This window comes from Sinorhizobium sojae CCBAU 05684, assembly GCF_002288525.1.
In the GTDB taxonomy this organism is placed as follows: domain Bacteria; phylum Pseudomonadota; class Alphaproteobacteria; order Rhizobiales; family Rhizobiaceae; genus Sinorhizobium; species Sinorhizobium sojae.
The window spans coordinates 707,347-720,672 of record NZ_CP023068.1 but is presented as its reverse complement, the minus strand read 5'-3'; the positions used below and the strand labels follow the sequence as shown (position 1 = coordinate 720,672).

The 13,326-nt window shown below is 62.6% G+C and carries 9 protein-coding genes; 6 read left to right on the top strand and 3 right to left on the bottom strand.

Going from position 1 to position 13,326, the window contains the following annotated elements; all coding sequences use genetic code 11:
- Nucleotide 1 precedes the first annotated feature (1 nt).
- A complete protein-coding gene (locus tag SJ05684_RS20990) occupies nt 2-2,365 on the top strand; it encodes an ABC transporter permease (RefSeq protein WP_034857109.1) in 2,364 nt (787 codons plus the stop codon).
- Nucleotides 2,366-2,368: 3 nt separating this feature from the next.
- Nucleotides 2,369-3,568: an efflux RND transporter periplasmic adaptor subunit gene (locus tag SJ05684_RS20985; RefSeq protein WP_034856982.1), complete on the top strand. Its 1,200-nt coding sequence runs from the start codon at nt 2,369-2,371 to the stop codon at nt 3,566-3,568.
- A 24-nt stretch (nt 3,569-3,592) separates the two neighbouring features.
- Here SJ05684_RS20985 and SJ05684_RS20980 read toward each other — a convergent pair whose 3' ends face one another.
- On the bottom strand, nt 3,593-5,188 hold the full coding sequence (locus SJ05684_RS20980) for an MBL fold metallo-hydrolase RNA specificity domain-containing protein (protein ID WP_034856980.1): 1,596 nt from the start codon (nt 5,186-5,188) through the stop codon (nt 3,593-3,595).
- Between the two features lie 152 nt (nt 5,189-5,340).
- A complete protein-coding gene (argF, locus tag SJ05684_RS20975) occupies nt 5,341-6,336 on the bottom strand; it encodes an ornithine carbamoyltransferase (protein WP_244426675.1) in 996 nt (331 codons plus the stop codon).
- 173 nt (nt 6,337-6,509) lie between these two features.
- On the opposite strand from argF, the gene SJ05684_RS20970 reads away from it, so the two are divergent.
- Nucleotides 6,510-6,953: a hypothetical protein gene (locus SJ05684_RS20970; protein ID WP_034856978.1), complete on the top strand. Its 444-nt coding sequence runs from the start codon at nt 6,510-6,512 to the stop codon at nt 6,951-6,953.
- A 29-nt stretch (nt 6,954-6,982) separates the two neighbouring features.
- On the opposite strand, the gene SJ05684_RS20965 is transcribed toward SJ05684_RS20970, so the two are convergent.
- Nucleotides 6,983-7,723 carry a response regulator gene (locus tag SJ05684_RS20965; protein WP_034856976.1) on the bottom strand — a complete coding sequence of 247 codons (741 nt, stop codon included), beginning with the start codon at nt 7,721-7,723 and terminating at the stop codon, nt 6,983-6,985.
- A 137-nt stretch (nt 7,724-7,860) separates the two neighbouring features.
- On the opposite strand from SJ05684_RS20965, the gene SJ05684_RS20960 reads away from it, so the two are divergent.
- The 3 genes from SJ05684_RS20960 to SJ05684_RS20950 all read left to right on the top strand — a co-directional run bounded on the left by SJ05684_RS20960 (nt 7,861) and on the right by SJ05684_RS20950 (nt 13,295).
- Complete coding sequence (locus SJ05684_RS20960) at nt 7,861-8,601, top strand: Crp/Fnr family transcriptional regulator (RefSeq protein ID WP_034856974.1); 741 nt, start codon at nt 7,861-7,863, stop codon at nt 8,599-8,601.
- A gap of 3 nt (nt 8,602-8,604) precedes the next feature.
- Nucleotides 8,605-10,497 (top strand): hybrid sensor histidine kinase/response regulator, encoded by a 1,893-nt coding sequence (locus SJ05684_RS20955; protein ID WP_095694335.1) that lies wholly within the window; start codon nt 8,605-8,607, stop codon nt 10,495-10,497.
- A 95-nt stretch (nt 10,498-10,592) separates the two neighbouring features.
- On the top strand, nt 10,593-13,295 hold the full coding sequence (locus SJ05684_RS20950) for a bifunctional acetate--CoA ligase family protein/GNAT family N-acetyltransferase (protein ID WP_034856970.1): 2,703 nt from the start codon (nt 10,593-10,595) through the stop codon (nt 13,293-13,295).
- Nucleotides 13,296-13,326: the final 31 nt, after the last annotated feature.

The window sequence follows — 13,326 nt, the reverse complement described above, 5'->3', positions numbered from 1 at the left end:
GATGAGCAGTCTCGATCGAAAACTCCTCCGCGGCCTTTGGCAACTGAAGGCCCAGGTATTGGCGATCGCTCTCGTCATCGCTTCCGGCACGGCATTGCTCATCATGGCGTTGACGACGATTGAATCGCTCGAAGAGACCACTACCGCCTATTACGAGCGAACCCGTTTTGCCGACGTCTTCGCCCGGACGAAGCGCGCTCCCGAATATGTCGGACGCGATATCGCCGAGATACCAGGCGTGCGGCTGGCCGAAACGAGAATTGTCGACGGCGGCATCCTCGACATGCCCGGCTATTCCGAGCCGGTCGTCGCCCAGCTCATTTCACTCCCCGAACACGGACCGCAGCTCTTGAATGCACTGGTGATCCGCTCCGGTCGCCTGGTCGACCCGAGCCGGCCGGACGAAGTGGTCGTCAGCGAGCCCTTCGCCGATGCCCATGGATTGAAGCCTGGCGACTCTTTTGACGCGATCCTCAGAGGGAACAAACGCAAGCTCCAGGTAGTCGGCACTGCGCTGAGCCCGGAATTCGTCTACGCCATTGCACCGGGCGGGCTCATGCCGGACGATGAGCGGTTCGGCGTCCTATGGATGGGGAGAGATGCGCTGGCGGCGGCCTTCGACCTGCAGTCAGCCTTCAACAGCGTGACCTTGAGTCTTCTGCCCGACGCGGACTCCAGGGATGTCATCCGGCGTCTGGACACCCTGCTTGCCCCCTTCGGGGGCATAGGAGCTTATGGCCGGGCCGACCAGACCTCGAACTGGTTCCTCCAGAGCGAGATTGCCCAGCAGAAGAACATGTCGAAGGTCATGCCGACCATCTTCCTTGCGGTCGCGGCCTTCCTGACGAACATGGTGATGGCGCGCCTGATCGAGACCGAGCGCCGGGAAATCGGGCTCCTGAAGGCGTTCGGCTACGGAAATGTGGCGATCGGTTGGCATTACGCCAAGATGGTCCTGGCCATCGGAGCGCTCGGCATTCTGATCGGCTCCCTTCTCGGCGCCTGGCTGGGCCATTGGAATACGGAGCTCTACACGCAGTTCTACCGGTTTCCGTTCCTGCTCTATCGCCCCGGGCCGGACGGTTTCATGATCGCCGGTGCAATCAGCCTGGCGGCCGCACTCGCGGGTAGCCTTTTCGCGGTACGTCGCGCTGTCCGGCTGCCGCCCGCCGAGGCGATGCAGCCGCCCTCACCACCTGTCTACCGGCGCAGCTGGGCCTCGCGCACCGCGCTTGCGGATGCGCTGGACGAACCGTCGCGGATGATCGTCCGGCGCATCATCCGCTGGCCGGTACGGGCATTCCTTGCAAGCCTCGGTCTCGCCATGTCCATCGCCGTGCTCATCATGGCGTTACAATGGGTCGACGCCATCGACTCCCTCGTCGAAACCGTCTTCGAACGCGGGCAGCGCCAGGATGCAACCGTGGCCTTCAACGACCTGCAACCGATCCACACCGTCAGAGACTTCGAGAACCTGCCTGGGGTGCTGACGGCAGAACCCTACCGCTATGTCGCGACGCGCATCGTCAACCGGCATCTCGTCGAACGGCAAGGCATTGTCGGGGTGCCGCAGGGCGCCATTCTGAGCCCGGTCTTCGACAACGACCGCGGCCGCATCGAGGTCCCGCCCGACGGCCTCGTTCTCTCGCGCAAGCTTGCCGAGCTCCTGGAAGTCGAAACCGGCGACACTGTCGCCGTCGAAATGCTGGAAGGGCGCCAGCACCGCGTTAACCTGCCGGTGGTGCAGATTTTCGATACCTATATCGGCACACCGGCCTATATGGACATGGCCGCGCTCAATCGTATGGCCGGTGACGGTCGGGTCGTCAGTGGGTTGCACATCCGCGTCGATCCGCCAAGCCGCGCGACCCTGCTGACGCGGCTGAAGGATATCCCCAATGTCGCCGCGGTTCTCTTCCGGCAGGCCGCCATCGACACCTTCTACAAGACCATGGGCGAAACCATCTTCATCTTCATCGGCTTTTTCGTCGTTTTCTCGCTGACGCTCTCCGTCGGCGTCACTTACAATTCCATCCGCATCGCCCTCTCCGAACGGGCGCGCGAGCTCGCGACACTCCGCGTTCTGGGGTTCAGCCGTTGGGAGATTTCCTACATTCTTCTTGGCGAAGTCGGCATTCTGACCTGGATATCCATTCCGCTGGGCGGGGTTATCGGCTTCAGTCTGGCCTGGTACATGACCAGCGCCTTCGAGACGGAACTTTACCGCGTGCCGTTGGTGCTTCGGGATGCGACCTATGGCAAGGCCGCGTTGATCGCGCTTGCGGCCGCGCTAACCTGCGCCGCCATTGTGCGCCGGCGGCTCGACCGCCTGGACCTGATAGCGGTGCTGAAAACGAGGGAGTAGTCTTTGAGCGTGGCAAAGCGCAGGTTGGTGATCTGGGGCAGTTTGCTGGCCGTGCTTGCGGCCGCCATCGCCTACGCATTACGCCCCCAGCCGGTCCCAGTCGATCTCGCAACCGCCGCAATCGGGATGCTGCGCGTGACCATCGACGAGGAAGGGGAGACGCGGGTACGCGACGTCTACACGCTGCACGCCCCGCTGCGCGGCCAGTTGCACCGGATCACGGTGGATGCGGGCGACGTCGTCGAGGCCGGGGAAACGCAATTGGCGCAAATCGAACCCGCGGCGCCGGCCTTCCTCGATGCGCGGACGGAAGCGGAGCATCAGGCAGCGGTCGAAGCCGCGCGAGCGGCCTACAACCTCGCCGAAGCCGAGCTCAACAAGGCCAAGGCCGACCTGACCTTTGCGGAGAGCGACCGCGCGCGCGCCCGTCAGCTGATCCAGCGCAACACGATCTCCCAGAGGACCCTTGACGATGCGGAACGCGCCTTCAGCGTTGCGGAAGCCCATCTTGCTACGAGCGAGGCGGCGTTGAACGTCAGGCGCCACGAGCTCCAGCAAGCCCAATCACGCCTCCTTTCCCGCCAGGAGATCAGCAGCCGTAGCGAGACCTGCGAATGTGTTCCGCTGACGGCGCCGGTCGATGGCGTTGTGCTGCAAGTCATTCGCCGCAGCGAAGGCGTCGTCGAGGCCGGTACGCCCCTGCTGGAGATCGGTGATCCCAAGAACCTGGAAATCGTCGTCAACATGCTCTCGGAGGACGCGGTCAAGATCAAGCCGGGGCAAGACGCCATCGTCACCGGATGGGGCGGACCGGATCTGCAGGCGACCGTGCGGCGTATCGAGCCCTTCGCCGAGACCGAGATATCAGCGCTCGGCATCGAAGAGCAGCGGGTGGACGTGGTTCTCGATTTTACCGATCCGCCAGAGAGCTGGAGTCCTCTCGGCCACGGCTATCGCGTCGACGTCCAGGTCATCCTTTTCGAGGGAGACGTGCTTCGGCTGCCACTGGGAGCCCTGTTTCGGCAGGGAGAAGACTGGGCTGTGTTCGTGGTCGAGGGGCAGCGGGCTGAACTGCGCCCCGTCGAAATCGGCAACAGAAACAGCCTTTCGGTGGAAATCCGTGAGGGGCTGCAGCCCGGAGACAGAGTCATACTCTATCCGAGCAACCGCATCGAGGACGGCGTCGCAGTCGTCGAGCGTTAAGAAGCGTGGAACCGCAAGCCCGCCTTATGCCTCCTCCATCAGTGCCCGCCGCAATCTGCGCAACACCACGCCGCGCGCCTTGTCGTCAGCGGCCCTCGCCAGTTCGTCCTGAAGATCGAGGACAAGCGATTGGAAGTCGTTGTGCCAATCGGTGTGTCCGGCCCGATACGGATCGATCCGGGGCGGAGGCGCGGCCTCGGATATTTCAACCAACCCTTCTGCACTCAGGCGGAACGCCGCATCGAGACGAGGCCGGATCAGCCTCTCTTCCGGCAGGAACTCGGAAAGACGCTGCCGGAGCGCTTCGAGCGCTTCCTCCTCGCCGTGGACCAGAAAGACGCCGCCGCGAATAGGCTGGCGGGCCCGAACCCAATTGGCAAGTTCCGCCCCGTCGGCATGGCCGCTGTAGATGTCGAGCGTACGGATGCGGGCGCGCACTCGGATGTCGTCTCCCTGGATGCGAACCACGGAGGCGCCGTCTTCGAGAAAACGGCCAAGCGTCCCGGTCGCCTGGTAGCCGACTAGCAATACGGTTCCCTCGTCCCGCCAGAGCCAGTTCTTCAGCCTGTGCCTTATGCGGCCAGCCTCGCACATGCCACTCGCAGCAATGACAATGTGGAAGTCCCGCATGAGGTCGAGTGCCTTCGACTGTTCGACTGTCTCAGTGAAACGGACGTTTCTGGCCTCGATCGCCCTGACAAGGGCATCGCCGTTTTCCAGCTCGGGCGGATGCTTTCGGAAGATTTCGCTCGCCTGTGTCGCAAGCGGTGAATCGATGATGATTGGACATCTCGCGATCGCGCCTGTGTCCATGAGATGGATCAGGTCGGTGAGGAGTTCCTGCGTGCGCTCCACGGCAAAGGACGGGATGATCAGCGCACCGTTCGGGTGGGTCGCCGCCATGACCTCGGCACGCAGGATGTTTCGCCTCGTCTCATCCGGCGTCTGCTCTCGCTCGAGGTCGCCATAGGTGCTCTCGCAGACGACATAATCCCAGTTGCCTGGCGCCGTGGCGTCGAACTGCAGCAGCTTGTGGTGCGGACCGATATCGCCGGAGAAGAGAAGCCGCAGCGGCGAATGCGCCGCGTCGATCTCCATCTCGACGGAGGCCGAACCAAGCAAATGCCCGGCATTCCAGAACCGGAACCGAATTCCCGCCGCAGCCTGATGCCACGCTCCGAGCGGCACCGGACGGAACAGGGTGATGGCGATCGCGGCGTCGCGTGCAGCGTAGATCGGCGTCACCGCATCGCGCCCCCGCCGCAAGCTGCGGCGATTACGCTGGTCGACCTCGCTCTCCTGGATATGGGCGGAATCGGGCAGCATGACCGAACACAGATCCCGCGTCGCGGGCGTTGCGAACATCGGGCCGTCATAGCCGAGCTTGACGAGCTTCGGGAGCAGGCCGGAATGATCGATATGCGCATGCGTGAGGATGACGGCATCGATCTTGGCGGGATCGAAGGGGAATAAACGATAGTTCAGCTCCTTTTCAGTCTTCGACCCCTGGAAAAGCCCGCAGTCGACGAGAACTTTTGTGGGCCCGAATTCCACAAGCTGGCAGGAACCCGTAACGGTACCGGCAGCGCCATGAAAGCGGATGATCGGTTCAGCGGACATTGATGCGGACCCTTTCGCGAAGCAGCCATTTCCGAAGAATGCACGCCTGCGTGGCAGACGACTTGATACGCATCAACATTGTGCGGCCGGCCTGAAGCGACTTTGTATGCGCGATGTTAAGACTTGCAGAAGCACAGCTCCGCCGCAGGGATTCAGCCCGCGATCGTCGCGATAAGTATCGACTTGATCGTATGCATGCGGTTTTCCGCCTGGTCGAAGACAATCGAGGCTTTGGATTGGAAGACGGCGTCCGACACCTCCATGCACTCAATGCCGAATTGCTTGGCAGCCCGCGCTCCGATCTCGCTATTCCGGTCGTGGCAGGCGGGCAGACAGTGCATGAACTTCGTATGGGGATTTTCGCTAGCCTCCATCACGTTCGCCCTGACGCCGAAGGGCGCGAGCAGCCTAATACGCTCGGCCAAGCCCGTCTCCTCCTCGCCGAGCCACGGCGCCGTGTAGATGAAGTCGGCACCCAAAACACCGCCCCGACGTGCTCCAGCACCGTGAACCGGCCTCCATGCGCTCGCGCCTCCGACGTCACCTGCAGGATGAAGGATTGCGCGGGCCAGAAGATCGGTGGCGAAGACGATGCGCAGATCCACTCCGAGCTTGGCGGCACCGATCGCCAGCGATCGTGCGACATTGCCGCGGCCATCTCCGAGGTAAGCCACCACCACCTGCGAGAGCGGCTTTTCACTAAATTCCTGCATGGTTAGGAAATCGCCGAGCGCATGCGTCGGGTGGGATTCATCGGTCAGGCCGTTATAGACCGGCACGCCCGCATGTGCCGCCAGTTCGTCGACCGTGCCTTGCGAGCGACCGCGATATTCGATCGCGTCGTATAGTCTTCCGAGCACGCGCGCGGTATCCCTGATCGATTCCCTGTGGCCCAGGTGACTGCCGGAAGGCCCCCAATAGGTGACATGAGCGCCCTGGTCATGGGCCGCCACTTCGAAGCCGGTGCGGGTGCGCGTCGACTCCTTTTCGAAAATGAGGGCGATGTGCTTGCGGCTCAGCCGCGGGATCTCTTTGCCACTTCTCTTCTCCGTCTTGAGGTCAGCGGCAAGCCGCAGCAAAAAGCGAAGCTCGTCAGGCGTGAACTCCTCGAGCGTCAAGACACTGCGGCCGCGAATATTGATGGGCATAGCACGCTCCCTTTCGCGAACCCTATTCAACAGCAGTTCACGCTTGCTCACCTTGATGCCTGTCAAACTCGTATGGCGATCGCGGCCGTTTGACGGACATCAATGACCGCTCAGCGTACAGGCCGGACCATTGATGCCCACTCAGCCAAGCGGGAAATTGCGGGGAAGCGAGAATGGCCAAAGCCTACTTGGTCGGTCCAATTCAGCGCCATCAGGTCGATCGCGCCTTTCGCCTGATAGAGGTCGTCGGGTACGAACTCGATTTGACCCAATGGCGCGAATTCTGTGCGGCGGCCTTTGCTCGGCAGCACATGTTGCCCTATGCACAGGAGATAGTGACGGTAGAGAATGCCCGCGGTTACATCGCCGGCCTCAGCATCGGCCACATAGCGCACGACCCCTTGTATGGGCGGCTTCTCGACGTGCCTGTCTTCCTCGTCATCAGTGCCGGAGACACGCCAGGTGTCTCCGACGCGCTTCTCGAACATCTGATGACGGCGGCACGCAACAGGCGCTGCAGCTTCATTCGCATCGCCTCGACGGATCCTGCGAACTGGCCCGACCGGCGCGGGAGACCGCGGCAGGCGGATCGCGGCACCCTCATTCCCGTACAGTAACCCCGCTGTTGAAGAACGCCCGAAAACGCCTACGCGTCTTGCCGGCTGGTCCGCGCGCTGAAGACATAACCGACTCCCCTGACCGACTTGATGAGTGCGGGGTTGCTGGGATCCTGTTCGATCTTGCGGCGCAGACGTGCGATCTGCGCATCGATGGACCGGTCGAAGGCATCAAGGTTTCGGCCGCGTGTAAGATCCATCAGCAGCTCCCGCTGGAGGACGCGGCCGGCATGCTTCACAAGCACACAGAGCATATCGAACTCCCCGGTAGTCAGGAGGGTTTCCTCGCCGTTGTCGGACAGCAACTGCCGACGCCCGATGTCGAGGCGCCATCCCTCGAAACCGTAGATTTCGGACTGGGGTTCGCTACGGACCGGCGGCGCCTGCGGTTGCCGGCGCCTGAGCGCACTTCTCAATCTTGCCAGCACTTCGCGAAGATGAAACGGTTTCGCGATGTAGTCGTCGGCGCCGATCTCCAGGCCGACGATCCGGTCGACCACGTCGTTGCGACCGGTCAGCATGATAATCGGAATATCCGAGCGCGCCCTTATGTCACGTGCCAATGTCAGGCCGTCTTCCCCCGGCAGGACGAGATCGAGCAGGATGATGTCGATCGACTGAGTCTCGAGACAATTGCGCATCTCGCGGCCGTCACCTGCCAGGCTGACGCGATAGCCCTCATCCTCGAAGTAGCGTGCGAGCATCTGCCGAATTCTCGGATCGTCGTCGACGACAAGAATGTGCTCCGGCGACTTCTGTGAATAGACCATGCTCCTCGCACCGCTCCTGTTCATCAAAAGGCGCAGTTACAAATCGTTACAATATCGTACCAAGTGTAGCACGCCAGTCGTCGCACGGTCACCGGCCACTGCGCAAACTCCTCCCATCAAATCCACAGGAGGATGCCATGAGCCTTCAAGTTGTTGCCATGCAAGATGCTCGCGAAGCACCCATCACGCTCTCGCAGCCGAGTCTTTCGTCTCTTTTCGACCGGCAACCGCTGGAAAGGTTTGACGCGGGCAGCGCCGTTTTCTGGGAAGGCGACGACGCCACGCATCTCTTCCAGGTCACCGACGGAATGCTTCGGGCGGTGCGGCTGCTCAGCGACGGCCGCCGCATCATCGTCGGCTTCCTGCGCCCCGGCGATCTGCTCGGCGTCTCGCTCAAGGAGCGGTATCTCTATACGGTCGAGGCGATCACCCCAGTCGCGCTTCGCCGCCTCTCGCGCCGCCGCTTCGAAGAAGAAATCCGGCGCCAGCCGCAGTTGAGGGATCAACTCTTCTCCAAATTGTGTGACGAAATGACCGCGGCCCAGGACCAGACCGTGCTTCTGTCGCGCAGGAGCGCCGACGAGAAGGTCGCCAATTTTCTGCTCATGATGTCTCGTGACGAGTTCGGGAATTGCACGCGCATCGTCGATATTCCAATGACCCGCCTCGACATGGCCGATTATCTGGGTATGACGATCGAAACCGTTTCGCGCACCATAACAAAATTGACGAACAGCGGTATCATCACAGCCACCGGACGGCGATCGATGATGGTCCTGAAAATGGATGCACTTCGTTCGCTGGCCGATGGAGACGATGACGAGAACTGGTCGCTGACGCTCGCAGCGGCTGCGTGCCACCGGATGAAGACGGCCTGAGGGATGGGAAAGCGCGTAAGCAACATCGTGGATGCCCTCGACGGGGCGAATGTCATCGTCCACGGGCCCGACGGCAAGATCACCCATTGGAGCAAGGGTTGCGAAGAACTCTACGGCTGGTCGCGCGGCGAGGCCCGAGGCGAGCCCGTTCATGAGCTGCTGGCAACGGCTTTCCCGAAATCGATCGAGGAGATCCGCAGTCATCTCAACGCACACGGGGCCTGGGCAGGTGAGCTCGAGCAGAGACACAAGGACGGCACCACCGTCTTCGTGGCGAGCCGCTGGATCCTTCTCGCCTCGGAGGCTGGCGGTCGCGGCGCCATCGTCCAGACCGATAGCGACATCACCAATCTGAGGCAGGCGCAGTCGGACGTTGCGGCCCGCGAGGCGCATCTGCGATCGATCCTTGATACGGTGCCCGAGGCGATGGTCGTGATCGACGAAAAGGGCAGGATCAACTCCTTCAGCGCCGCGGCCGAGCGGCTTTTTGGATACAAGGAAAATTCGGTTCTGGGTCGAAATGTCAGCATGCTGATGCCGCAGCCCGACCGGGACGCGCATGACGGCTATATCGCCAATTACCTACATACGGGCGAAAGGCGGATCATCGGCATCGGCCGCGTCGTCACCGGCCAGCGCAAGGACGGCACGACATTCCCGATGGAGCTTTCCGTCGGAGAGGCGATTTCGGGGGGCAAGCGGATTTTCACAGGGTTCATTCGCGATCTCACGAGCCGTCAGCGCATCGAGGAAGAGCTCCGTCAGGCGCAGAAGATGGAGGCCGTCGGGCAACTGACGGGCGGCCTCGCCCATGATTTCAACAACCTTCTCACGGTGATCACCGGCAATCTGGAAATGATCGAGGCGCGTCTCGATGACGAGAGACTCCTGTCGCTCCTGAGCGAGGCCCAGGCGGCCGCTGACAGCGGTGCGAAGCTGACGGGACAATTGCTCGCTTTCGGCCGGCGCCAGCCGCTCAACCCGAAACTCGTCGACGTCGGCGAACTGGTTTCGAATTTCTCCAACCTCCTCACGAGAACATTGGGCGAAACGATCGAGCTTCGCACCATGGTGACTGGCGCCGGCAATCTGGCGCTCGTCGATGTCTCCCAGCTTCAGAACACGCTGCTCAACCTGGCGCTGAACGCTCGCGACGCCATGTCCGGCGGTGGCCGGTTGACCGTCGAGATATCGACGACCGTTCTCGATCGAGACTATGCACTCATGTATCCCGAGGTCCGGATGGGACGCTACGTCCTCATCACTGTAACCGACACGGGTACCGGCATGAGCGACGAGGTCAAGCGCCACGCTTTCGAACCCTTCTTCACGACGAAGGGCACAGGTGCCGGGACGGGACTGGGGCTGAGCATGGTCTATGGCTTTGTCAAGCAGTCGGGCGGCCACATCCAGCTTTACAGCGAGCGCGGCCAGGGTACGAGCGTGCGCATCTTCCTTCCGGCGGCGCGCGGCGAAGAGGAACTGGTCGAAGCGAAGGCAGGGGGAGAAATCGCTGCCCAGCAAATTGCGAGGGGCCACGAGACGATCCTGGTGGTGGAAGACGATCCGCGTGTTCGACGCGTGGTCGTCGGACGCTTGATGGACGCCGGCTACCGGGTCATTGAAGCCGAAGCCGGCGCGCAGGCGCTGGAACTGCTTTCGGAGCACCCGGAGGTCGCGCTTGTCTTCACGGATGTGATCATGCCGGGAGGCATGAATGGCGGCGAGTTGGCGCAACATGTGCGCGCCCTTCGACCCGACGTGAAGATGCTCTTCACCTCCGGCTATGCCGAGCCGAGCGTCATTGGCAAGGAATTGTCGTACCCCGAAAGCTGGCTGCGGAAACCCTATACGGCGAAGGAACTCGCCCGGCGCCTTCGCATCCTGCTCGATTGAGAGTGCTTGCCCGTCACGGCAGGAATTTTTGCGCATAGTCAACGCGCCGCCTGAAATGCGCGCTACCTTTGTCGGCGAAAACCGGAGAGCGCGGCATGACCATTCGAAACCTGCATCATGCGATCGATCCGAAATCGCTTGCGGTGATCGGCGCATCCAGTCGTCAGGGCTCGCTTGGGCGCGTGGTCATCGATAATGTCCGGGGGATGGGGTTCGAGGGAGAGATCTGGCCTGTGAACCCGAAATACAGCGAGGTCGCCGGGCTTCGCTGCTATGCACGCGTTACCGATATCCCCGGCGTTCCCGACCTTGCCGTCATCATCACGCCGCCGCATACCATACCCGGGCTCATCCGCGACCTTGGTGAGCGGGGTACCCGCGCCGCGGTCGTGATTACGGCCGGCCTTTCCAAGGAGAACGGCTTGCGGCAGGCGATGTTGAACGCCGCAAAACCCAAGCTTTTCCGCATCATCGGCCCCAACACGGTGGGCCTTATCGTGCCGTCCGCGAAACTCAATGCGAGCTTCGCGCATCTCCAGCCCCAGGCGGGCGACATCGCTCTTCTCTCGCAGTCCGGTGCCATCGCGACGTCACTGATCGATTGGGCCGCCGACAACAATGTCGGCTTCTCCCAGATCATTTCGCTCGGTGACATGGCGGACGTCGACGCCGCCGATTGCCTCGATCTACTGGCGGGCGACCCGAAGACCCGCGCGATCATCATGTACCTCGAAGCCGTCCCGAACCCGCGTAAATTCCTTTCGGCTGCCCGCGCGGCCGCCCGTCTCAAACCGGTTGTCGCCATCAAATCAGGACGCCATGCGGAAGCTGCAAAGGCGGCGGCCACGCATACCGGCGCCCTTTCCGGGGCTGATCGCGTCGTCGATGCGGCCTTGCGCCGCGCCGGCGTGCTCAGGATCGAGAGCCTCGGCGAATTGTTCAACGCAACGGAAACGATCGGTCGCTTTGCACCGCTGAGACGGGCCCGTGCCGCGATCGTCACCAATGGTGGCGGCGCCGGCGTGCTTGCCGTCGACCGCCTGATGGATTTCGACTGCGAACTGGCGGAGCTTTCGGTCGAGACCATCCGGGCCTTGGACCAGGTTCTGCCCGCCAACTGGTCGCGGGCCAATCCGGTGGACGTTATCGGCGACGCATCGCCCGAGCGGTACCGGGCAGCGACAGAAATCGTGGCACGGGACCCGGCGGCCGACATCCTCATCGTCATGAACTGCCCGACCGGGCTCGCCTCGCCCCTGCATGCTGCGCGCGCCGTCGCCTCGCTGTCGCAATCCGGGACGATTGCCGGCAAACCCGTCCTGACCTGCTGGCTCGGCAGCCGGACCGCCCGCGAGGGTCGCCAAGCCCTGCAGGAGGCCAAGCTTGCAAGCTACGACACACCCGCTGACGTCGCTTTGGCTGCCTCCTACATTGCGAACTGGTCGCGGGCACAGGAATCGCTGGTTCGTGTTCCTCCGAGCCGGGCCGGCGACGAAACCCTCCACGACAGCGAGACGGTAAAGGCCATCTTCCAGCGTGTGGCGTCGGAGGGGCGACGGATGCTGAACGAACCGGAGGCAAAGGCTGTCATTGCCGCCTACGGCATCGCGACGCCGACGACACTCGTCGCCGCCTCGCCCGAGGAGACGGAAGAGGCCGCCGCCGAACTCCTCGCCAGTTCGGCCAGGATTGTCGTCAAGCTCGTGGCGAAGGCAGTCAGCCACAAGTCCGACGTCGGCGGCGTCGTGCTCGACATCGCGACCGCTGCCGCCGCGAGAGAAGCGGCGGAAACGATCGCGGCGCGGCTCAAGGCGCATGATCCGAGTGCCGCCATAGAGGGCTTCGCCGTGCAGCCGATGATCGAGCGCAGGCGCGCTTGGGAATTGATCCTCGGTACGAACCGCGACCCGGTCTTCGGTCCGATCATATTGTTCGGATCGGGCGGCGTCTCGGTGGAAGTCGTTGCGGATACGGCAGTCGCCCTGCCGCCGCTCGACAATGTGCTCGCCGGCGATCTCATCGACCGCACACGCATAGGCCGACTTCTCGCCGGCTTCCGAGATCAGCCGGGGGCCCATCGCCCGGCGATCTTGAGTGCGCTTTGCGCACTCTCGCAAATGATCGTCGATTTCCCCGCCATCGTCTCGATGGACATCAACCCCTTGCTGGCGGACGAGGATGGCGCGATCGCACTCGACGCGCGCATCGAAATCGACCCCGAGGCGGCAACCGTGCCAGGCCCGAATAGCGACCTCGCGATCCGCCCCTATCCCGCCGGTTGGGAACGGGATGTCATCGTCGGGGAGCGAGCTTACCATATTCGTCCGATCAAGCCGTCCGACGCGGGCCTCTATCCGACCTTCTTCGCCAGGACGGCAGCGGACGACATTCGTCTGCGCTTCCTGGCACCGCGCAAGAGCTTTCCACATCAGATGCTGGTGCGGCTCACTCAGATCGATTACGAGCGGGAGATGGCCTTCATAGCGCTTGAGAGAGAAGGCGGCGATCTGGCCGGCATCGCAAGGCTCTATGCCGATCCCGACCATGAAACCGCGGAATACGGCCTGCTCGTGCGGACCGATCTACAGGGACATGGTCTCGGCTGGGCTCTGCTCGCGCATTTGCGGGACTATGCCGCAGCCGATGGGCTCAAATGCATCGAGGGGATCATGCTGAGCGAAAACAGCAAAATGCTGCGCATGTGTCGTGAATTCGGCTTCTCCATCCGCCAGCATCCCTCGGACCCTCGCCTGCAGGTCGCATCGCTGGACCTGAATTCCGATTCGGCCGACGGCTGAACTCAGCCTGTCCGCTACTGTATCTCTCCTT

What these genes read in the sequence shown, in the direction of transcription:
- SJ05684_RS20990 (WP_034857109.1), top strand. Translation starts at nt 2, where the DNA reads ATGAGCAGTCTCGATCGAAAACTCCTCCGCGGCCTTTGGCAACTGAAG.
- SJ05684_RS20980 (WP_034856980.1), bottom strand. Translation starts at nt 5,188, where the DNA reads ATGTCCGCTGAACCGATCATCCGCTTTCATGGCGCTGCCGGTACCGTT.
- argF (WP_244426675.1), bottom strand. Translation starts at nt 6,336, where the DNA reads ATGCCCATCAATATTCGCGGCCGCAGTGTCTTGACGCTCGAGGAGTTC.
- SJ05684_RS20970 (WP_034856978.1), top strand. Translation starts at nt 6,510, where the DNA reads ATGGCCAAAGCCTACTTGGTCGGTCCAATTCAGCGCCATCAGGTCGAT.
- SJ05684_RS20965 (WP_034856976.1), bottom strand. Translation starts at nt 7,723, where the DNA reads ATGGTCTATTCACAGAAGTCGCCGGAGCACATTCTTGTCGTCGACGAC.
- SJ05684_RS20960 (WP_034856974.1), top strand. Translation starts at nt 7,861, where the DNA reads ATGAGCCTTCAAGTTGTTGCCATGCAAGATGCTCGCGAAGCACCCATC.
- SJ05684_RS20955 (WP_095694335.1), top strand. Translation starts at nt 8,605, where the DNA reads ATGGGAAAGCGCGTAAGCAACATCGTGGATGCCCTCGACGGGGCGAAT.
- SJ05684_RS20950 (WP_034856970.1), top strand. Translation starts at nt 10,593, where the DNA reads ATGACCATTCGAAACCTGCATCATGCGATCGATCCGAAATCGCTTGCG.